General features: G+C 30.4%; 22 protein-coding genes. 18 read left to right on the top strand and 4 right to left on the bottom strand.

Annotated features, from left to right (window positions below):
* Positions 1 to 54: 54 nt before the first annotated feature.
* Positions 55 to 2,448 carry a Lon protease family protein gene (locus ACZ5N4_RS19485; protein ID WP_464204177.1) on the bottom strand — a complete coding sequence of 798 codons (2,394 nt, stop codon included), beginning with the start codon at positions 2,446 to 2,448 and terminating at the stop codon, positions 55 to 57.
* A 177-nt stretch (positions 2,449 to 2,625) separates the two neighbouring features.
* Between ACZ5N4_RS19485 and ACZ5N4_RS19480 the strand changes: the two genes are divergently transcribed.
* Together ACZ5N4_RS19480 and ACZ5N4_RS19475 are read left to right on the top strand one after the other, a co-directional pair.
* On the top strand, positions 2,626 to 3,039 hold the full coding sequence (locus ACZ5N4_RS19480; protein ID WP_464204176.1) for an acyl-CoA thioesterase: 414 nt from the start codon (positions 2,626 to 2,628) through the stop codon (positions 3,037 to 3,039).
* A 152-nt stretch (positions 3,040 to 3,191) separates the two neighbouring features.
* Positions 3,192 to 3,602 carry a hemerythrin domain-containing protein gene (locus ACZ5N4_RS19475; RefSeq protein ID WP_464204175.1) on the top strand — a complete coding sequence of 137 codons (411 nt, stop codon included), beginning with the start codon at positions 3,192 to 3,194 and terminating at the stop codon, positions 3,600 to 3,602.
* 71 nt (positions 3,603 to 3,673) lie between these two features.
* Here the strand turns inward: ACZ5N4_RS19475 and ACZ5N4_RS19470 are convergent, their stop codons facing one another.
* On the bottom strand, positions 3,674 to 4,123 hold the full coding sequence (locus tag ACZ5N4_RS19470; protein WP_464204174.1) for a hypothetical protein: 450 nt from the start codon (positions 4,121 to 4,123) through the stop codon (positions 3,674 to 3,676).
* A 245-nt stretch (positions 4,124 to 4,368) separates the two neighbouring features.
* On the opposite strand from ACZ5N4_RS19470, the gene ACZ5N4_RS19465 reads away from it, so the two are divergent.
* From ACZ5N4_RS19465 to ACZ5N4_RS19450, 4 genes are all read left to right on the top strand, one after another.
* The gene (locus ACZ5N4_RS19465; RefSeq protein ID WP_464204173.1) at positions 4,369 to 5,286 is read left to right on the top strand and encodes a patatin-like phospholipase family protein; all 918 of its coding nucleotides are present in this window, start codon (positions 4,369 to 4,371) and stop codon (positions 5,284 to 5,286) included.
* A 92-nt stretch (positions 5,287 to 5,378) separates the two neighbouring features.
* Positions 5,379 to 6,056 (top strand): HD domain-containing protein, encoded by a 678-nt coding sequence (locus tag ACZ5N4_RS19460; RefSeq protein ID WP_464204172.1) that lies wholly within the window; start codon positions 5,379 to 5,381, stop codon positions 6,054 to 6,056.
* 72 nt (positions 6,057 to 6,128) lie between these two features.
* Complete coding sequence (locus ACZ5N4_RS19455; RefSeq protein WP_464204171.1) at positions 6,129 to 6,608, top strand: hypothetical protein; 480 nt, start codon at positions 6,129 to 6,131, stop codon at positions 6,606 to 6,608.
* A gap of 39 nt (positions 6,609 to 6,647) precedes the next feature.
* Entirely contained in the window at positions 6,648 to 7,790 is a 1,143-nt protein-coding gene (locus ACZ5N4_RS19450) for an iron-containing alcohol dehydrogenase (RefSeq protein WP_464204170.1), read from the top strand.
* Positions 7,791 to 8,017: 227 nt separating this feature from the next.
* On the opposite strand, the gene ACZ5N4_RS19445 is transcribed toward ACZ5N4_RS19450, so the two are convergent.
* Positions 8,018 to 8,155: a hypothetical protein gene (locus ACZ5N4_RS19445; protein WP_464204169.1), complete on the bottom strand. Its 138-nt coding sequence runs from the start codon at positions 8,153 to 8,155 to the stop codon at positions 8,018 to 8,020.
* Positions 8,156 to 8,236: 81 nt separating this feature from the next.
* Entirely contained in the window at positions 8,237 to 8,347 is a 111-nt protein-coding gene (locus tag ACZ5N4_RS19440; protein ID WP_464204168.1) for an iron-sulfur cluster assembly accessory protein, read from the bottom strand.
* Between the two features lie 472 nt (positions 8,348 to 8,819).
* Here ACZ5N4_RS19440 and cysS point away from each other — a divergent pair, with 472 nt between their 5' ends.
* The 12 genes from cysS (at position 8,820) to ACZ5N4_RS19380 (ending at position 21,805) form a co-directional block, all read left to right on the top strand.
* A complete protein-coding gene (cysS, locus tag ACZ5N4_RS19435; RefSeq protein WP_464204167.1) occupies positions 8,820 to 10,232 on the top strand; it encodes a cysteine--tRNA ligase in 1,413 nt (470 codons plus the stop codon).
* Positions 10,233 to 10,786: 554 nt separating this feature from the next.
* On the top strand, positions 10,787 to 12,043 hold the full coding sequence (locus ACZ5N4_RS19430; RefSeq protein WP_464204166.1) for an FAD-dependent oxidoreductase: 1,257 nt from the start codon (positions 10,787 to 10,789) through the stop codon (positions 12,041 to 12,043).
* Entirely contained in the window at positions 12,043 to 13,281 is a 1,239-nt protein-coding gene (gene preA / locus ACZ5N4_RS19425) for an NAD-dependent dihydropyrimidine dehydrogenase subunit PreA (protein ID WP_464204165.1), read from the top strand. Before ACZ5N4_RS19430 ends, preA begins: the two co-directional genes overlap by 1 nt.
* A gap of 46 nt (positions 13,282 to 13,327) precedes the next feature.
* Positions 13,328 to 13,831 carry a DUF1097 domain-containing protein gene (locus ACZ5N4_RS19420; RefSeq protein WP_464204164.1) on the top strand — a complete coding sequence of 168 codons (504 nt, stop codon included), beginning with the start codon at positions 13,328 to 13,330 and terminating at the stop codon, positions 13,829 to 13,831.
* 157 nt (positions 13,832 to 13,988) lie between these two features.
* A complete protein-coding gene (gene hydA, locus ACZ5N4_RS19415; protein ID WP_464204163.1) occupies positions 13,989 to 15,374 on the top strand; it encodes a dihydropyrimidinase in 1,386 nt (461 codons plus the stop codon).
* 311 nt (positions 15,375 to 15,685) lie between these two features.
* A complete protein-coding gene (locus tag ACZ5N4_RS19410; protein ID WP_464204162.1) occupies positions 15,686 to 16,111 on the top strand; it encodes a MarR family winged helix-turn-helix transcriptional regulator in 426 nt (141 codons plus the stop codon).
* A gap of 99 nt (positions 16,112 to 16,210) precedes the next feature.
* Positions 16,211 to 16,456: a hypothetical protein gene (locus tag ACZ5N4_RS19405; protein ID WP_464204161.1), complete on the top strand. Its 246-nt coding sequence runs from the start codon at positions 16,211 to 16,213 to the stop codon at positions 16,454 to 16,456.
* A 185-nt stretch (positions 16,457 to 16,641) separates the two neighbouring features.
* Positions 16,642 to 17,526 (top strand): potassium channel family protein, encoded by an 885-nt coding sequence (locus ACZ5N4_RS19400; protein WP_464204160.1) that lies wholly within the window; start codon positions 16,642 to 16,644, stop codon positions 17,524 to 17,526.
* 99 nt (positions 17,527 to 17,625) lie between these two features.
* Positions 17,626 to 18,792, top strand: a complete 1,167-nt coding sequence (locus ACZ5N4_RS19395; RefSeq protein ID WP_464204159.1) for an alanyl-tRNA editing protein — start codon at positions 17,626 to 17,628, stop codon at positions 18,790 to 18,792.
* 232 nt (positions 18,793 to 19,024) lie between these two features.
* Complete coding sequence (locus ACZ5N4_RS19390) at positions 19,025 to 19,624, top strand: molybdenum cofactor guanylyltransferase (protein ID WP_464204158.1); 600 nt, start codon at positions 19,025 to 19,027, stop codon at positions 19,622 to 19,624.
* A 208-nt stretch (positions 19,625 to 19,832) separates the two neighbouring features.
* Positions 19,833 to 20,084, top strand: a complete 252-nt coding sequence (locus ACZ5N4_RS19385; protein ID WP_464204157.1) for a (2Fe-2S) ferredoxin domain-containing protein — start codon at positions 19,833 to 19,835, stop codon at positions 20,082 to 20,084.
* Positions 20,084 to 21,805, top strand: a complete 1,722-nt coding sequence (locus tag ACZ5N4_RS19380) for a [Fe-Fe] hydrogenase large subunit C-terminal domain-containing protein (RefSeq protein ID WP_464204156.1) — start codon at positions 20,084 to 20,086, stop codon at positions 21,803 to 21,805. Before ACZ5N4_RS19385 ends, ACZ5N4_RS19380 begins: the two co-directional genes overlap by 1 nt.
* The last annotated feature ends 9 nt before the right edge of the window (positions 21,806 to 21,814 follow it).

Here is a 21,814-nt window from a genome sequence, read left to right as displayed (position 1 = left end):
ACTTAGAAGGCGTTATCCTTTAGGGGAAGCCATTATCCAGGGGAGTAGCCACACTTATAATAAACATCTATATTTTCCAATTTTACTTAAAATACGATATTTTATAAAATCAATGACAGGAGTACCCCCCATTTCTATTCCAGTGAAGTCAAATAGTATTTCAATACAGTCTTCAATTGTACTTGCAGAATATATGTGGAAGAGATCTTTATTTACTGCATCTAACACTCTGTGGTCTAATACCAAGTTGTTAATATTTTTACTAGGTATTACTACTCCATGAGTCCCGTCTAAACCATAAATTTTGCATATATCAAAGAATCCTTCTATTTTATCATTTACTCCACCAATAGGTTGTATTTTACCTTTCTGATTGACTGACCCCGTTATTGATATACTTTGCTTTATAGGAATGTCACTGAGGCTAGATATAAGTGCTAATAGTTCTGCAGCAGAGGCGCTGTCGCCATCTATTCCAGAATAAAGCTGTTCAAATACTATTTTAGCGTTAAAAGATAAGAAAGTATTTTGCCCTATAAACTCACCTATAAATCCTGATAAAATCATAACTCCTTTACTATGAATACTGCCGCTCATTTCTACCTCTCTTTCAATATTTGTAACTCCGCTGTTACCTGCAAAAGTAGTGACAGATATTTTATGCTGTTGCCCAACTGTACAATCGCCAAAGTCCATAATAGATAAGCCGTTAATTTCGCCGATCTTAGAATTCTCTAGGTCTATTACATATTTTCCTTCTCTGTACATTCTTAAAATTTTTTCTTTTACTAGTCCATGCATGGCATGTAGTTCGTGGATAGATTTTTTTATATCATTTTCATCCACAAAGTTAGATTTCTTATTTTTAGCAAAGATACTAGATACATCAATAACCTCTAAGAGCTTATTCATATAAGCGGTAAAATAATTTTTATTTTCAGCTAATCTACAGGAATATTTTAATAGCTCCTTTATCCCTTCTCTACTTATATGAATTAAGTTATTTTCACTAATATAATTGTTTATGAAACCTAGAATATTTTCTATAGTAGTTTTACTATTCTCAATTTGATTGTCAAACTCAGCTTTTATTTTAAAAAATTTATTAAAATCGTAATCATGATGTGATAATAAATAATAGGTAGAGCTACTGCCAATAAGAATAATCTTCACTTTCAACGGAATTGATTTAGGTGCTAAGGTTATTATAGGAAAAAGCTCCATGTTGTTTCTTGAATTTTGAATAAATATCCTTTCTAACTTTAAACATCTTTTTAAAGTGTTCCAGGAGCTAGGATTAGCTAAAAGTTGTTCAGCATTAACTAATAAGAAGCCGCCATTAGCAAGATGGAGACTACCTGGGCGAATCATTGAAAAATCAGTAATTGTATTGCCTTCTATGTTTTCATATTCTATTTTGCCAAAAATACTATTATAAGAAGGCAAATCTTCATAAACAACAGGTGCACCTGCATCTTTTTTGTTTGAAACAATTATTTTTACATCGTATCTTTTAAAAAAGTGTTTTGAAAACTTTAATGGTTCTTCGTTATTAGAGGTTTTATTATTTTCATTTTCAAGTGATTCCTCATCAGCTTCATCAAAAAAAGCATTAATGTTTTGAATGATATCTAATTCTAGCATATCTAAATAGTTAATAACTTTAGGGGTAGAACCATAAATATTTTTTAGGCTTTCTATTTGTTCAGATATAATACTTTTTGATATTTTGTTGTCTAAACTTTTAAGTTCTTCTAACATTTGTTTATTCAAATTACTCATTTCTTTTAAAATTTCAAAGGAAAGCATTTTTAGCTCGTTGGAAGCTGTATTTATTGCGGATTTGTCTTGTGAGGACAATTCATTGTAGTAATCAATATCCATCTTTTTACCGTTGCTTAGAGGAATGAAAATAAAGTTTCTGTTTTCATCATGTTTTACAGTGAAATTTCTTTTAGCTGATTCTTCATGTATTATATTTGAAAGTTCCAATAGGAGTATTTCGTATTTTTCAACTATTTTTCTTTTTTCATTTTCATAGCTTCTGCTATCAAAAGATGAAGGGACTTTTTTGAAAAGTTCATTAATAAATTTATTTAGAGTTTCTTTAAATTTAGGTGCAGTTCCAGTTGGTAGGGAAAGTGCAAGAGGTTTATTACTATCTCTAAAATTATGAACATAGCACCAATCGCAGGGATCTGATAATGTTCTTGCATATTCTTCTATTTTATTTATAATATAACTAGTTTTACCGGTACTATTAGGTCCAGAAATATATAGATTATATTCTTTTTTATCCATAAGAAGGCCTAAATCTATAGATTCAACAGCCCGTTTTTGGCCTATTATGTTTTTGTAAGGATGTATGTCTTTAGTAGTCTCAAATTGAGAGAGTTCATGAAATTCCAGTTGTAAATCGTTATTATTTAATTTTAGGTGATTTGACATGCTTACACCTCCAAAGTGATAAATAGATGATGATTAATTTTGCATATACTGTTATTATAATATGAAGATCATGTATATATGGAAACAGTTTTTAATAAATCAATTATATAGACAAAACATTACAAAGTAGTAAAATATATAATATATACAAATATATAGAAGAAGGTGGAATATTAGATGTACATAAGTGAAAGTAAATTAAAAGTTAGATATGTGGAGACAGATCAGATGGGGATAGTTCATCATTCAAATTATTATCCATGGTTTGAAGTTGGCAGAAGTGATTTTATCACAGAAACAGGAATTTCATATAGCCAGATGGAAGAAGAAGGAGTATTACTTCCTTTAGTAGAAAGCTACTGTAAATATAATGAAGGTGCAAAATATGAAGATGATATAATAATACAAACTTTTATAGAAGAACTTTCTCCAGTGAAGGTTATTTTTAATTATAATGTAATAAGAGAAAGAGATAAGAAACTTCTAGCAAAAGGAAAAACAACTCATGCATTTGTAAACAAGGAATTTAAGATAGTTAACTTGAAGAAAAAGCATATAAACTTTTGGGAGAATTTTTGTAAATTAAAATAAAAATATGTTATCTAAACAAAGGTATCAAATATATTATTTGGTACTTTTTTATTTTGTTATGTAACTAATGTTACAGAAATTTTTATTAAAAGGTGTTATCGTTTGGATATAGAGGGAAAATCAATAAAGATTAGTTAAGAAGGGTGATTTATATGACTAACATAGAAAGTTTAAAAAGACAGCATACTGATATTTCAGAGAATATAGGAGTAATTAAAAATTTAGCTAAAAAAACAAATTTTCAAGAGGATTCAAATGAAATAGCAAAACATATAAGTTTACTTGCTGGAAAATTAAAAATACACTTAGACACAGAAGATAAGTTTTTATATCCTGAACTACTGAATAGTAAAGATGCTAAAATAAAAAAGATGGCAAATGATTATATAAAAGAGATGGGAAACTTATGCCAATCTTTTACTACTTTCAAAAATCAGTTTAATACTAAAAATAAGATAATTAATAATTTAAGTGACTTTAAAATTCAATCTGTTGAGATAATTACTTCATTAGAAAAGAGAATTTCTAAAGAAGATAGGGAATTATATCCTATAATTAAATAATTTAATATAGGGTTACAAGACAGAAAGTTGACTTTCGGCCTTGTAACCCTATATTAAGTTAAATACTTAGTTTAGGTGTCCATAGTATTAAGATCTAAATCTCTTGTATTAAGATGAATGTCTTCTAATCTATGAGGTAAATCTAAATTTGGATCTTTAAGGGTGCCACCCATTTCTTTTAACATTTTCTTTACCTGTTCTTCGTTATTTTCATCTACTTCCATAGTAAGTTTATAATTAATATCTGTAATTTCTTCAAATCCTCCCATACCGCTTACCATAGGGCTTGCAGCATTTAAAGGACTTTTAGAAGGGTCTTCAATGAATGAACCTGAATTTAGAACCATCCTCGAAAGATTTGGAGCATTTTCGGTTCCAGGTAATACTGGTTTAACACCACTATTAAAATCTTCATAATGATCATTTATATCCACTACTGCATTATTAAACCCTTTACTCTTAAGCTTTGCAGCTGCATCATTTGCACTTTTAATGCCTCTAAAATAAGCTTCTATTTTCATAATAAATCCTCCTTGTATTAGATACATATTTATCAATAGTTTCCCGCCAGGCATAAATATTATTCTAGTAGGATTGTTATTATACAAAGAGCATATATCGCTTATAAATATTATTGGAATAATTTTAAGTATAGCAAGAGTAATTTGTATATATCAAAAATAGTAAGGCGATAGAGTTAAAAACTTCTATTCTCTTGTTATTTATATGTATATTAAATCATATTTTATAACGAGGTGATAGAAGTATGAAGATTGATGCTGTTTTTGAGGGAGGCGGAATGAAGTTTATAGGTTTGGTAGGCGCTGCATGTTGTTTAGAAGACAGGGGATACCAGTGGAATTGTGTTGCAGGTACTTCGTCAGGATCAATTGTAGCAGCACTTTTGGCGGCAGGATATAAAGCTAGTGAATTAAAAAAAATATTAATGAATATTGATTGCACAAAGTTTCTTGACAAAAATAAAATAAATATAATATCTCCAATAAGCAAGTCCATAAGTCTTTTTAAAAGTAAAGGAATTCATTCTGGAGACCCTTTAGAAGAGTTTATTGGAGAATTGTTAGCGGAAAAAGGTAAGGTTAAGTTTAAGGATGTAAGCGAGAATGGAAAATCAAGGCTTAAAGTTATAGCCTCTGATATAACACAGAGAAAAATGTTGGTACTTCCGGATGATATAAAAAGTTATGGCATTGATCCTATGGAGCTTAAGATTGCAGAAGCTATAAGAATGAGTATAAGCATTCCATTTTATTTTAAGCCAGTAAAACTTTATTATAAAGGCAAAGTTAGCTATATAGTTGATGGAGGAATTTTGAGCAAGTTTCCGATTTGGATTTTTGATGTATATGGTGTACCAAAATGGCCTACATTTGGATTTAAATTAGTTAGCAAGAAGATCAGTAATACTGCAGAGGGAAAAACAGATTTTTCAGCTTTTATATTTGATATATTCAATACAATGATAGAAAAAAATGAAGATATATATATTAGGGATAAAGATGCCGTTAGAACTATATTTATTCCAACGTTAGGTGTGCAAACTACTCAATTTAATCTGTCAAAGGAGATGAAAATTAAACTGTTTGATTCTGGTTATAAAAGTGCAGAAAAGTTTTTAAATTCATGGGATTTTCAACAATATATAAAAAAATATAGGGTTTAATTATTATTTTATTATTTTATTATTCAATTATTTTGGTATAATTAGTAAAAGAGTAGTTCGGATAATATATACTAAGCTGAGGTGATATGGATATGGGCTTTTATAAAGCAAACGAAGAAGAATTTAGAAGAATAGTTTTGGAAACAGCGGAATTTGTAAGGGAAAAACTAGAAGGGGAAGGCTCAGGACATGATTGGTGGCACGCTTATAGAGTTTGGAAAAGTGCTTTGAATATCTCAAAATATGAAAATGCTGATTTGCTTACAGTAGAGCTAGCTGCGCTGCTTCATGATATAGCAGATTGGAAGTTCTATAATGGAGATGAAACAATTGGACCTAAGATTGCTGTAGAATGGTTAATAAAGCAAAAGGTGGACTGTAAAAGAATTGAACATATAGCAAGTATTATAAAGGGCATATCTTTTAAAGGAGCGGAGGTTAAGGGCGGAATGAGCACTATTGAAGGTATGATAGTGCAGGATGCGGACAGGCTAGATGCAATTGGAGCTATAGGTATAGGAAGAACCTTTGCATATGGAGGACATAAAGGAAGAGAGCTATACAATCCAGATATAAAGCCGGTGTATCATGAAAGCTTTGAACAATATAAAAAAAGTCAAGGCACTACAATAAATCACTTTTATGAAAAGCTTTTACTTTTAAAAGATTTGATGAATACTGCTAGAGCAAAGGAATTAGCAGTTAAAAGACATGAATTTATGGAAGAATTTTTAAAACAGTTTTATTCAGAGTGGAATGGTGAGTTTTAAAAAGTTATTTCTTAAAAATTTTAATATGCTAAAAATGCATAATTTCTAATGTATTCTGAGGGGGATAGTATTATGGCGCGGAAAATATTATTAATACTTTTCTTTATTATGATAAGTATTTTTTCTACTGCATGTAAAAAAGAAACAACCATATTATCTTATCCAGAGAAAATTATAATTTATAGAAATGGCACAAAGCAAGTATTGAAGGAATCTAATCCTAGTTTTAAAAATATCATAATGCTCACTAACAAACGTTTTAATAATATATATACAGAGTCAATAGATGTAGATGATAAATGTATCCAAAAAGCAAAAGATGATGGTATTGATATAGAATTTATTTATGCTCAAGAGCAGGAATTTAATGTTGTGGCAGAGGGGGTGAAACAGTTTAAGTATACAAGACTATTTTTCCCGTTATCTGTTAAAAATGATAAGAAGAATGATCAATATTTAATGTATTATGGAAATGGAAAAAAGTATTTAAATAATCCAATAGTAAATTTATCACCATCAGAAGACTTAATAAAAATAATAGGCGAATTGTAATGAGTAACTTTAGTTATCAGATAGGAGGCATAAAATATCATGAAAAAGTTAACCTTTGGAGGAAAAAATATAATAACAGGTGAGGGAGCTTTGAAATACCTTAATAACATATATGATGAAAAAGTAGTAATCGTAACTGGTGGTAAATCTATGTTTAAAAATGGAACTATTGAAGCTATAGATAAAGCGTTAAAGAAAAATAATTGTGAAATCTGTATCATATCTGGAATAAGGAAGAACCCTGATATAGAAGAAGTAATGTTAGGTGTAGAGAAGATGAAGGCATTCAACCCCGACACTGTGATAGCAGTTGGAGGAGGCTCATCAATGGATGCTGCAAAGGTAATGACCCTATTATATGAAAATGAACATATAAACTTCGATAATATACTTTCAATAGAGCTTACAGAGGAGAGAAATAAGGTTAAGCTTATTGCAATACCATCTACATCTGGAACAGGAAGTGAAGTTACAAAAGCAGCGGTAATAACTTTCAAAAAGGATAACATAAAAGTAGGCATTAAAACAAATGCATTTATTCCAGATATAGCTATTTTAGATCCTAATATGACTATGACTATGCCAGATAACATAGTTGCAGAAACAGGTATGGATGCTATAACTCATGCAGTAGAATGCTATATAAACGACAATTTAGATGATTTTACTGAGTGTATCGCTAAAGGCGCAGTAGAAGGCTTGTTTAAATACTTGCCGCTTTCATACAAAGATAAAACTTTAGAAGCTAGAGAAAAGGTACATCATTATCAGTGTATTGCTGGATTGGCCTTTGATAATGTTGGGCTTGGCATGGCTCACGGTATTTCACATGCATTAGGAGGAAAATTTGATCTAGGCCATGGTATCGCTAATGCTATTGTGTTACCCTATGTGCTTAAATATAATTCAAGAAACGAAACAGTAGCAAGAAAGCTAAAAATACTCGCAAAGGTTATAGATAGTTTAGATTTTATTGAATCAGTTAAGAGTATTAATAATACATTAAACATTCCTAAATCTCTAAAAGATGTAGGAATATCAGAAGAAGATTTTAAAAATGGTTTTGAAATTTTAGTAGAAAATTCATTAAAAGGATCAACAAGGGTTAACCCGGTTAAAATTTCAGAGGAACAAATGAAAGAATTACTTAACTGCATATATTATGGTTATACAATAAAGTAAAGCATAGATATAGATAAAACAACAATCTAAGTTGATAATTTTTATAGAAGAAGAAATAAGATAAATAGTTAAGAAGTGACAGTGGAGAGTTGAGAGTTATAGTAGATTTTTCGTAGAAAAATAATCCTTCACTCTCAACCCTCAACTAAAAGTATTCAATTTAAATTTAAATATTACAAGTACATTTTAGTGTACAAGTAACTGACCGTCCAGTAGCCTATATGTAGTTAACCACAAGTTGAGCAGCTTCCGCCACATTCCCCGCCTGCCTGTATTTCGCTTTCTATAGAGAAACCTCCACGACCATTTTCACTTCCGGATTTTAATGTGAAACTTCCATATTGATTAACAAGATCTTTATCCACAATAAAAGTTAAATCTTTTATTTGTTCAGTAGCGTCGTTTTCTTTTTGTTCATCCAGAACAAGATTAAATGCTGGACCGCTTCAGCCCATGCCTGCTAAATAGACTCTAATGACATTGGAATCGATGTTGTTATTTGCTAAGAGCTCTTTAAATTCTGCATAAGCTATATCGCTCATATGAATAACTGCCATATATATTACCTCACTTTACATTAAATTTTTATTTTACTTGTTACTAACAAGTAACAAATATTAATTAATAAAGCATTGTATAAATGCTCCTACTTAGTTATAATAATATAAAATAATAGAAAACTCAACTATTATAATTTTCTATAGTATATTATGTGATTTCAGTACAATCGACATACTATAAAATTTAAGTATTTCTTATAAATAATAAAAACTAAAATTGTTGCATTATTTTAAATTTGTGGTAATATTTATATAAGATTAGTGTTTGAGGAGGTATGTGAAATGTTTTGCTGTTGTTGTAGAAATTATTTAATGAAAGCTTTTAAATCACATAGGACCTGCGCACTATCTCTATATTTAATATAAGTTAAATAGATTTTTCTTACCGCAGGTATATATTTATCCTGTGGTTTTTATTTTAATTAAAGAATTAAAATATATGATATAAAGAATGGAGGATGTAATAGATATGGATTTTTTTGTGTACAATACCATGTCCGGAAACAAAGAAAAGCTTATACCTGTACAAGAAGGAAAAGTGGGCATGTATACATGTGGACCTACTGTCTACAATTATGCGCACATAGGAAATTTAAGAACATACATATTTGAAGATGTCCTTAAAAAGTCCTTAAGATATATAGGATATAACGTAAAGCATGTTATGAATGTCACAGATGTAGGACATTTACAGTCAGATGCAGACACAGGCGAGGACAAAATGGAGCTTGGAGCAAAGCGTGAAAATAAAACTGTATGGGAAATTGCTAAGTTTTATGAAAATGCTTTTCTTGAGGATTGTGACAAGTTAAATATTGAAAGACCAACAGTCATATGTAGAGCAACGGAACACATACAAGACATGATTGATTTAATAAAAAAGCTAGAAGAAAAAGGATATACATATATCTCTAATGGAAACGTATATTATGAAATTGATAAATTCGAAGATTATAATAAGCTTGCAAATTTAAGTATAGAAGAATTAGAAGCAGGAAGCAGAGTAGAAGTGGATGAAGGCAAGAAAAATCCTTTAGATTTTGTTCTATGGTTTACAAATTCTAAATTTAAGAATCAAATAATGCAATGGGATTCTCCTTGGGGAAGAGGTTTTCCAGGTTGGCATGTTGAGTGCTCAGCTATGTCAATTAAATATTTAGGAGAGAGAATAGATATTCATTGTGGTGGAGTTGATCATATACCTGTCCATCATACCAATGAGGTTGCTCAGTCAGAAGGGGCACTTGGTCATAAGTGGATAAATTATTGGATGCACGGAGAATTTTTAGTACTTGACGGTGGAAAAATGTCGAAATCAAAAGGAGATTTTTTAACGCTTTCAAAAGTTGAAGAGAATGAATTTAATCCTTTAGATTATAGATATTTTTGTTTGCAATCCAGATACAGAAAGCAATTGGTTTTTAGCTTTGAAGCATTAAGGGATGCACAGAATTCTTACAAAAAGTTAAAGAGTAAGGTGTTATCCATCATAGATGCTTTGCAAGAAGAGGAAAGATTAGATGAAAGTAAAATCAACTTATACAAAAGTGAATTTGCTGAACAAATTAGCGATGATTTAAATATGCCTAATGCCTTAACTGTATTGTCGAAAGTTATAAAAGATAATCAACTAACTAATAAAGAAAAATATACATTGATTGTAGATTTCGACAAAGTTTTATCTCTCGAATTGACAAAGAAAGATAGCGACAAGGACATAAAAGTTAATGAAGACTTAATAAACAGACTTATAAAAGAAAGAAATGAAGCTAGAAAAAATAGAAACTGGATTAGAGCAGATGAAATTAGAGATGAATTACAAGCCATGAACATCGAACTAATCGATTCAAAGCTTGGAACTGAGTGGAAAATAAAAAAATAATGTATTTGTTAAAAAGAAAATGTCATGTTTTAGACATTTTCTTTTTTTTATATATTTTTAAATTATAATAAAGTTATACATAATATTGTGAAAGATTGTGCAATTGAATTATAATTTTTCATATAAATTATTTATACATAAAAATAAAATTTAAAAAAATTAAAATATATTGATTATTTTGTGAAAAAATAATTTAAAAAATTAAATTCAATTAATTATAATATAAAAATAATTACAAAATATTTGTAAAGAATTTTTTGAAAAATAATAAAATATTAACATTAAATTTAAAATAAAAAGGTATGTGTATTAAGAAATTGCCAAAGTTTCTTTGGATTTATTTAAAAAACATAAAAAGATAAATAATGCTCAAAAACGAAAAAAATGTCGTAATGAAAAAACAGCAAATGTCGTTTAAAGAAAAAATGTGTATATGGAAAGGGTATGGTACATTTAAAAAATTGATGTTATTATATTCACATAAAGCAGAAAATGATATAAGTCATTCGCTTTAATTCAAAATACACATAATTTTGAAAGGGGAAAATATAGAAATGGAAAACGGAAAGTACTTAGAAGAAACAAAAAAACCATTTACACCTTTGCTAGCGATTGAAGAAGCTGCAAGATGTCTATTATGCCATGATGCACCTTGTAGTAAGGCATGTCCAGCAGGGACAGATCCAGCTAAATTTATACGTTCACTTCGCTTCAGAAATTTAAAGGGTGCAGTTGAAACTATAAGAACAAATAATCCTCTTGGAGCAGTATGTTCAAGAGTTTGCCCTTACGACAAATATTGTGAAGGAGCTTGTAGCAGATGCGGAATAGACAAGCCTATTAGAATTGGAGAGCTTCAAAGATATTTAACTGACTACGAACAATCCATAAATTTGAAAGTTTTGGAAAAAGTAGAATTGGATAAAGAAAAAGTAGCAGTAATTGGAGCAGGACCAAGTGGTCTTACTGCAGCGGCAGCTCTAGCACTAAAAGGATATAAAGTTACTGTTTTTGAAGAAAAAGATGTTTTAGGTGGATGGTTGAGTTATGGAATACCACCTCAAAGATTACCACAAGAAATTGTTGAAAATGAAATCGATTATATAAAAGAATTAGGTGTTGAATTTAAAACAGGTTGTAAAGTAGGAAAAGATTTAAGTATAGATAGCTTAAGAGTTGAAGGATATAAGGCTTTCTTAGTTGCATGTGGAATGCAAAAAGGAAAACTTATAGATGTTAAGGGTTCAGATTTAGAAGGAGTTGTAAATGGAGTAGACTTCTTAGCACAAGCTAAGACTACTAAAGGTGATGTTAAAGTTGGAAATCATGTAATCGTTATCGGCGGCGGAGACGTTGCTATGGACTGTGCATCAACAGCAAAACTCCTTGGGGCTGAAGATGTTAAGATTGTTTACAGAAGAACAATTGAGAAAATGCCAGCTAGCTCTGAAGAAAAAGAATATGTTAGCTCATTAAATATTCCAATTTTCACAGGATTTAAACCAGCAGAAATTATGGGAAAAGACGGAAAAGTTGCTATTTTAAAAGCTGAAGGAATGTTTGATGCTTCAAAAATGGAATTAGGCACAGATATGGTTATATTTGCAGTTGGACAAGAAGCGGAGAATGTTGATGGAATTGCAGATCTTAAATCAATAGATGTATTTACATCAGGAGATATAGTTGAAGATGATAAAACAGTTGTACAAGCTGTTGCATCAGGTAAATTAGCTGCAGAAAAAATCGAAGCTTTCTTAACAGGAAAGTCAGGATTAGACGAAGCAGCATCAGCTAAGGAGGGTGTAAGATAATGAAAAAAAGAGATCTTTCAATAGAATTTTGTGGAGTAAAATGTGAAAATCCATTTTTCTTAGCATCATCACCAGTTGGAAACAACTATGACATGTGTGCTAAAGCTTTAGAATCTGGTTGGGCTGGAGTAGTATTTAAAACTGTAAACTCAGAAAAAATGATAGAAGTTTCACCACGTTTTGATGCTACAAGAAAAGAAGGAACTCCTTTCGTAGGATTTAAAAATATGGAGCAGGTTTCAGAACATTCACTTGAAGAAAACCTAAGAGATATGAAAAAACTTAAAGAAAATTATCCAAATAAGGTTTTAATAGCTTCAATAATGGGAGCTAGCGAAGAAGAGTGGACAAGACTTGCTAAACAAGTTACTGAAATAGGAGCAGACATAATAGAATGTAACTTCTCATGTCCACAAATGACAACTCATGCAATGGGATCAGACGTTGGACAAAACCCTGAATTAGTTAAGAAATATTCAGCAGCAGTAAGAAAAGGAACTCATCTTCCAGTACTTGCAAAAATGACTCCAAACATAGGAAACATGGAAGTGCCTGCAAGAGCTGCAATAGAAGGTGGAGCTACAGGTATAGCTGCTATAAATACAATAAAATGTATAACTGGAGTTGATCTAGATAAGAAAGTAGGTCTTCCAATAGTAAATGGTAAATCATCAATATCAGGCTATTCAGGAAAAGCTGTTAAACCAATAGCTTTAAGATTTATAACTCAAATGAAACAAGATGCAGCACTTAAGAATGTTCCAATAAGCGGTATTGGTGGGGTAGAAACTTGGGAAGATGCTCTTGAATTCATAATGCTTGGCTCAGGAACTGTTCAAGTTACTACAGCTATAATGCAGTATGGATATAGAATAGTTGAAGATATGATAAGCGGAATACAATACTACATGGAAGAAAAAGGAGTTGAAAAGCTTCAAGACTTAGTGGGTTGTGCACTTGATAATATTGTACCTGCTGAAAACTTAGATAGAGATTATATAGTATATCCAAACTTCAACCATGATAAATGTGTAGGATGTGGAAGATGCTATGTTTCATGTTATGATGGAGCTCACCAAGCTATAGTTTGGGATGCAGAAACTAGAAGACCATCACTTAAACAAGAAAATTGTGTAGGATGCCATTTATGTTCATTAGTATGTCCAATAGAAAAGTGCATAACTAAAGGAGAAATAAAATTCAAAGATTTCGGAGCAGAAAGAGAAATAGCTCTTTAATAAAGATATACAACTCTTTATTATTGAGGCACGAAGGGGAGATTTTATGGACGCTTTAATAGCTAATGCCATAAGCATGGGGATATTAGCATGGATATGGGCCAATGTAAGTGCAGCAATAGGCGCTGCTACTTGGGCAGGATTCATGGGAGCTACAGCATATTATGCATCAGGTGAACGCTTTATCAAAGGATGGGTAAAAGGCATAATAGCAAACATGTCTGGAGTATTATGGGCTATAGTTTGCGTAGAAGTTTCAAAGGTTCTTCACCTTCCAAATATAGTTGCTATTATGACAGGAGTTATTTCCTTTGGAATAGTGGCACAAGCTAAATGGAAACCTTTATCATTCATACCAGGTGTATTTATTGGATGTTCAACAACTTTTGGTATGCTTGCTATGAATAATTCTTACATGACTACAGTGGCAGCACTTTTAATGGGTTCTGTTGTAGGTCTTCTTTCAGATGCTGGTGGAGAACTGATAGTAAAACTAACAACTAGAAAGAAAGAAGAAGATATCGAGGATAGAGCTCAAGAACAAGCATAGAGACTTTAATTAATTCATCCATATAAGATGTTTATCTTATATGGATGAATTTCAAAGCATATAAATTACCAAATGTAACTTCTAATAAAAAATTATAAATAAGTCTATTAAAGTTTGGATATGTAATATGTTTATCCTATATTAGGAGGGAATATAAATGAGTAAATTTGATTTAGTAATAAAAGGTGGAACTGTAGTAACAGCTTCTGATACTTTTAAAGCAGACTTAGGTGTCAAAAATGAGAAAGTTATAGAAATTGGAATAGATTTATGTACTGAAGGAGCAGAAGTAGTTGATGCTTCTGGTAAATATGTTTTCCCAGGTGGAATAGACCCACATACTCATATGGATATGCCATTTGGTGGAACCTACTCAAGTGATGACTTTAAAACTGGTACAATTGCAGCAGCTTGCGGCGGAACAACTACTATAGTTGATTTTGCTATACAACAAAATGGTAAAACATTAAAGGATGCTACTGATACTTGGCGTGAAAAAGCAGATGGTAAAGCAGTTATTGACTATGGTATTCATATAAGTGTTACAGATTTAAATGATGATATTTTAAATGAAATGCCTGAAATAATAAAACAAGGATATTCAAGCTTTAAGATGTTTATGACATATGATGGCTTAAGAGTAGATGATGGAACAATAATAAGAACTTTAATGAAAGTAAATGAAAGTGGTGGACTTGCTTGCGTTCATGCGGAAAACTACTATGTTATTGATTATCTTACTAAAAAGTTCCGTGAAGAAGGAAAAGGAGAACCTATCTATCATGCATTATCCCGTCCAGATCTAGCAGAAGGAGAGGCTGCTGGAAGAGCAATAAAACTTGCAAAAATTGCAAATGCACCTCTTTGTATAGTCCACAATAGCTGTGAAGCATCAGTTTCTGAAATTGCACGTGCTAGAGCAGAAGGATATCCAATAATCGGAGAAACTTGTCCTCAATACCTATTGTTATCAGAAGATAACTATAGAGAACCAGATTTTAATGGAGCTAAATATGTAATGTCACCTCCATTAAGAGATAAGAAAAATTGGCCAACTATGTGGAAGGCATTAAAAGATAATACAGTACAATTTGTGGCTACAGACCACTGCCCATTCTTCATGAAACAAAAAGAAATGGGAAAAGAATTCTTTGCTCAAATTCCAAATGGAGCTCCAGGAGTAGAACTTAGAATGTCATTAATGTATACTTATGGAGTAGCAGAAGGAAAATTTGACTTAAATAGATTTGTACAAGTAACTTCAACTAACGCTGCAAAAGTATATGGAATGTACCCACAAAAAGGTACAATAGCAGTAGGAAGCGATGCTGATATAGTTGTATTTGATCCAAATGTTGAAATTATAGCTACAAAATCAATGCTTCATGAAAATGTAGATTATACACCATATGAAGGATTCAAATTGAAAGGTGCTCCAGTAGTTACAATAAGCAGAGGAAGCATTGTTGCAAAAGATGGACAATTTGTTGGTAAAGAAGGCGCAGGTAAATTTGTTGTAAGAAAAGCACCTACATTAATTTAATAATGTAAATGCTGCTATATTCATCAACTTGACTGAATTACCCAAAGAGAAGTTTGAAATAAAGTAAGAAATAAATTTAAGGGGTTAGCGCTGAGTTAACCTCTTAAATTTATTTCTTATAAAATTTTTTGATAAGATTTACTAAGAAAGTATTTAAAGTTGTCTTTAGTAATGCAAATATGTACATCTACATAAAGCAAGTATCGAGCCTAGATATTTATAAGAATAAAATAGTTTTTATTAAAAAGGTTGCTTATGGTATTGCGTATAAGTAAAATAATATTAAGTAAATAAATAAGCAGGAGGAAAAAATGTTCGATTTAGATACATGTATAGCATTTATAACAAATAATGCAGCAAAAAAAATATCAGATGAATTTAATGATAGATTAAGTGAATTAGGAATTACAAGAGTTCAATGGATAGCGTTATATTACCTGGGAAAACATAAAAGTATTAGTCAAATTGAATTAGCAGCTCAAATGGATATAAAGCCATCCACTACAGCAATACTAATTGATAGAATGGAAAGGGATGGATTTGTAAAAAGAGAAAGAGATATTAATGATAGAAGAACAGTAAATTTAATGATTACTGATAAGGGAAGAGAGTTTAGGGAGAAGTTGTTTCCAGTTGGAAAAAAAATGAGTGAGGATGTCTCTAAGGGCATATCAGAAGAGGACATAGAGATATTTAAAAATGTATTAAAGAAAATGGTTGATAATATTAATGAATAGAATACATTTGTATAAAATGGTTGGTATGCTAACTGTTAATACTATATAGTTAAGGTATATTATAATGTATTGGATATTATAAAAAGGGGATGAAATTAAATGAAGTATAAGATAGGTCAAAAAATTGAGTTTACAAATAACTTTACAGTTGAACTTGAAAAAGGTAAAAAGGCTAGAATTGTAAAGGGTGATAAGGCTATGGTCGTGAGAAAAGTAAATGAAAATTCAGGTGAAATAGTATATATTACTGGTGAAGCAGCTGGGTTGAGTCAGATAATAGCAATTAATGTTGATGAAAAAGTAGATGCAGATTATATAGCAGGAAAAATTATTAATAATTTATAGTAAATACAATGTAATTTGAAGTAATTGTACTAAAAATTTATCTCAAAGCCTTATGTTTTAACGCATGAGGTTTTTTTATTTGTAAGGTGTTGAATAACTATTGCATAAATTTGTTAAGAATACTACAGTTAAGCTTATAATAAAATTAATTAAAGAGAGTAAGTAAAGATAAAAGGTGGAAGTATATGAAATTAGTAGCATATATATATAAAATGCGGAAAAAGAACCTTTTAATGATATTAGGAGCAATGTACATACTAACTTTAATTGCTTTTGGAATAGCATACTGGAAAATAGCTAATATGTCCTCTGGAGAATTTTTTATTTTCCAAAATGATATTAATATGAATACAAAGATAAGTGCCTTTAGGAAGAAGATGAAAATAAATATTTACAACAGAGATTTTAATAATGTTGTAAGTAAATTAATTGCTTCTGAAGAGTATAAAAGACCTATAGTTAAGATTCAAACTGATAAAGAAAAAAATATGTATTCTTTTGCTTTTGATGAGCCTCTAGGAGAAAATTGGGCTAACTATTATTATCTATTGCTTCAAGGAAGAGGTATTACTCATATTAAGATTGAAAGTTCAGAAGAACAAATTATAAATAGAAGAATCCCTACCTATAAATTAAATATATCATTGTACAGAATATCTCAGAGAGCTAACAATGAAAACTATATAATATATGAGAAAGAAGAAAATAAAAACTTACAAAAACTAGATACAATAACAATTTGGGTAAAAGGATATCCAACTATTCATGAGGAATTATTTAAATCAGAGGACTGCTTTTATCCTTTAAATTTTTATTTTGTAAACCTTATGGAAAATTCTATTTCATTTATAGATGATAGCCCATTAGTATTAAAAAATGTAGCCAATGGAAGCTTTAAATATCCAATGTGGAATTTTTTGTATTTCAGTGCTGTAACTATTACTACACTAGGTTATGGTGATATTCTTCCTAATTCTACTATGGTTCGTGTTCTTGTAATGTTTGAAACAATATTTGGTGTAGTTATTATAGGGATGTTTGCTTCTTGTTTATTTTGGAATCGCAAGTGATTATGTGGTAAAATAGAATACGGTGATAAAAATATTGTTTGAAAATTAAAGCTACAATAACATTAAATTTGTTTATAATTCAGAGGGGAGTTGTTTAATTTGACAGAAAAACTATTTTATAATGATCCTTATTTAAAGGAATGTCAGGCAGAAATTGTCGATATAATTAATGAAGGCAGTAAAATTTTAGTGATTTTAGATAAAACAATTTTTTATCCTGAAGGAGGTGGCCAGCCTTCTGATATTGGGGAAATTAATGGAGTAAAAGTTACATATGTATTTGAAAATGGCGGAACTATTTACCATGAGGTAGAAAAAGCACCAGAGGCAAAAAGTGTATCATGCAAAATTGATTTTGATAGACGTTTTGACCATATGCAGCAGCATTCGGGAGAGCATTTGCTATCAGGAGCTATTTTAAAATTATATGGTGGAAATAATAAAGGATTTCATCTAGGTGTTGATTATGTAACCGTCGACATTGATATAAATGAGATAGATGAGCAAATGATAAACAAAATAGAAGAGGAAGTTAACCAGTACATATATTTAAATGAATCAATTAATACATATGTGGTTTCAAAGGATGAATGCGAAAAGTTTCCTCTAAGAAAACAAATAAATGTTGATGAGGACATAAGAGTTGTAGAAGCAAAGGACATGGACTGCTGTGCTTGTTGTGGAACTCATGTATTTAAAACTGGTGAGATTGGTATTGTCAAGATTATAAAAACTGAAAAATACAAAGGAATGACAAGAATATATTTTAAATGTGGAAAGAGAGCTTTAAAGGATTTTGAAAATAAACATGATATTGTGACTAAGCTTATTAGGAGTTTTTCTGCAAAAGAGGACGATATCGTTGAAAGAATTGAAAGCCAGTGTATAGAGATTGATAGTTTAAGAAAAGAATTAAGTAAGTTGAAAAAAAATCTTGCAGAAGTTGAAGTAGAAAATATAATTGAAAATGAAAAAACGCAGGTAGTTTTTAGAAAGTACAGTAATAAAGATTTTGATGATATACAACTGATAGCTTCAGAGCTTAGTATAAAAAGTTACATAATAATACTTGCGTCTTTAAGAGACAATAAAATATTATTTTTAAATAAAACAGATAAAGACATTAACTGTGGAAAGATATTCAAAGAAAACATAAAAGAATTTAATGGAAAAGGCGGAGGAAATGCATCTAGAGCACAGGGAACTTTTGATAAGGAAGAGGATTTGGTGAAATTTTCAGAGTTTGTATATTCAACTTTAATATAAAAAAGCGGCATGTTATGCTGCTTTTTTTATCTTAAGAAAATATATTCTAAAGCTAGTATCTCCTTTAGAACAGGATTAAGATACGGTGCTGAATAACTATTTTTAGCCTTATATTGAAAGTTTAAAGTTGTGAATTATTTTGGTGTTATGGTAATATTTAAATTAAGGTACTAGCTAGGGAAACTTATTGAAGTAAGTACTGGCAAGTTAGTAATTAGAATGAGGTGATTATATGAAGAAAGTTGGTACTGCTGTAATTTTATGTGGTGGAAAGAGCAGCAGAATGGGATTTGACAAAAGTAAGATAAAGATAGATGGTAGATTACTTATAGAGATAATTGGTGAAAAGTTAGAAAAGATTTTTGATGAAATAATATTGGTAGCAGAGAAAGAAGACAAGTTTGAAAACTTAAAGTATAAAGTTGTTGAAGATATGGAAAAAAATTATGGCCCAGCTGGTGGAATTTATACAGGATTAAAAAATGCATCTTCTAAATATGTGTTCTTTTTAGCTTGTGACATGCCTAAAATTAATATAGACTATATAAAATATTTGATGAACATTGTAGAAGATGATGAATGTGACGGTCTTATATGTAAGAAGGATGATTGGATTGAACCACTTCATGCTTTTTACTCAAAGGATTTAATTAAGGATTTTAAGAAGGGAATAGAAGAAAATAGCCTTGTTCTTTACAACATAATTAAAAATTCTAACATAAAATATATACCTGAGGAAATCACTAAAAAGTATAGTTCTGATCTAGATATTTTTATAAATTTAAATTACGTTAAAGATTTAGGAATATTAGAAGACATTTTTAATAAATAATTTAAATTCTATGTATTTTAATGAAAAAGTTTGCTATCTATATTATAATTAAATATATATGACAAAAAATAAACAAATGCCTAAGTAGAATTATATAAAGCGAAACCTAAATAATATAAGTTTCATCTATAACTAAAAGTAAATCTATTGTATAGATGTTTTAAAAATTAAAGAAGCTTGTAAACTCACAATTATAGGAGTGGTATTTATGATAACTGTAAGTGTATGTGTAGGAAGTGCTTGTCACCTTAAGGGTTCCTATGATGTAATTAATAGAATTCAGGTGTTAATTGAGGAGTACAAAGTCTTGGATAAGGTTGAGTTAAAGGGAGCTTTTTGTTTGGGGCACTGTACTGAAGGTGTATCGGTAACTGTTAATGAAGAAGATAAAATTTACTCTGTCAACAGAGTAAATGTAGATAGCTTTTTTGTAGAAGAGATTTTAGGGAGGATTAGTTGATGAAATATATGAACTTCTCTAGAGCAAATTGTAAAAACTGTTATAAATGTCTTCGTTCATGCCCTGTAAAAGCAATTAAATTTAAAAATGAGCAGGCGGAGATTGTTGAAGATAGGTGCATAGCGTGTAGCCACTGTCTTGCTATATGTCCTCAAAAGGCAAGACACATAGTAAGTGATTTAGAGAGAGTTAAAGATGCTTTATCATCTGGTAAAAAAGTTGTAGCAACTATAGCACCATCCTTTGCAGGAGTATTTGATGCAAGTCCAGGCAAATTTGTAGCAGTGCTTAAAAAATTAGGATTTTCATATGTAGAGGAAACAGCAGTTGGAGCAAATGTAGTTTCTGATATATACAGGCAATATATAAAAAATTGTGAAATAAATAACTATATTTCCACAGCATGCCCATCAGTTAACTATATTATTGAAAAATATTATCCTAGTCTAGTTCAATACATGATACCAACAGTGTCTCCTATGATAGCTCATGGTAAGATTCTGAGAGAATTATATGGAGAAGATAGTCTTATTGTATTCATGGGGCCGTGTATTGCTAAAAAAATTGAGTCAGAAAGTTTTTTAACTAAAGAAATAGTAGATGCAGTAATAACTTTTGATGAGCTAAACGATTGGGTGGACAACCTTGATATTAATATTAGTGAATTAGAGGACTGTGAATTTGATAGAAGCTATTTAAGTAGTGATAGAAATTATCCCATTTTTGGTGGGATTGTACAATGTGTTCGCCCAGTATTGGATGAAAGAGGTATAGAAGTAATATCAGTTAGCGGTACAGAGGAATGCATGGAGTTATTTAAAAGTATAGAAAAAGGCGAGGTAAACAATGCCTTTATAGAGGTCAGTGCATGTAAAGGAAGTTGTATAGGCGGTCCTGGTATGATTAATAATGAAAAAGGATATTACAAAAGGGTTCAAAAGGTTAAAAGTTATATTAAAAGTATAGCTGACAAAAATGATACAAGCATAGAACTAAAAAAGCAACTAGATTTCTCAAGAACTTTCATTGATAAAAGCATTACAAAAGAAATTGCAAGTGAAGAACAGATAGCAAAAATAATGAAAGAAATGGGTAAATACGGATTAGAGGATGAATTAAACTGCGGTGTTTGCGGGTATAACACCTGCAAGGAAAAGGCTCAAGCTATATTTGAAGGTATGGCTGAAAGTGATATGTGCCTACATTATATGAGAAACAGGGCTGAAAGCATAAGAAATGTCATATTTGAAAATACACTTAATTGTAATATATTATTAGATGGTGAAATGAGGATTAAGGATATTAATCCAGCAGCAGAGTCTGCTTTTATGGTTAAGTCTCAAAATGTTAAAGGTAAGCCTATAACTATGCTAATGGACGATACAGATTTTAAATATGTAAAAGATACTGGTGAAAGTATAATAAGTAAAAAAGTCTCGCTGCCTAAGTATAATTTAGATTTTATCGAAACGGTAGTTTACATTGAAAAACAAGATGTAGTTATGGTGGCTATGGTTGACATTACCAAGGAAGAAAAAAATAAGAAAAAGCTCATTGAGCTTAAGGAAAATACTATAAATGCTGCTCAGCAGGTAATTGAAAAACAGATGAGAGTAGCACAAGAAATAGCAAGCTTACTTGGTGAAACTACTGCAGAAACAAAAATAACATTAACAAAGCTTAAGAAAGTTGTTGAAGAAGAAAATGACAGTATATTATAACCATATCTA

Source organism: Clostridium nitrophenolicum (genome assembly GCF_055391695.1).
The sequence above is the reverse complement of the archived record's forward strand: the minus strand, read 5'-3'. Positions and strand labels throughout refer to the sequence as shown.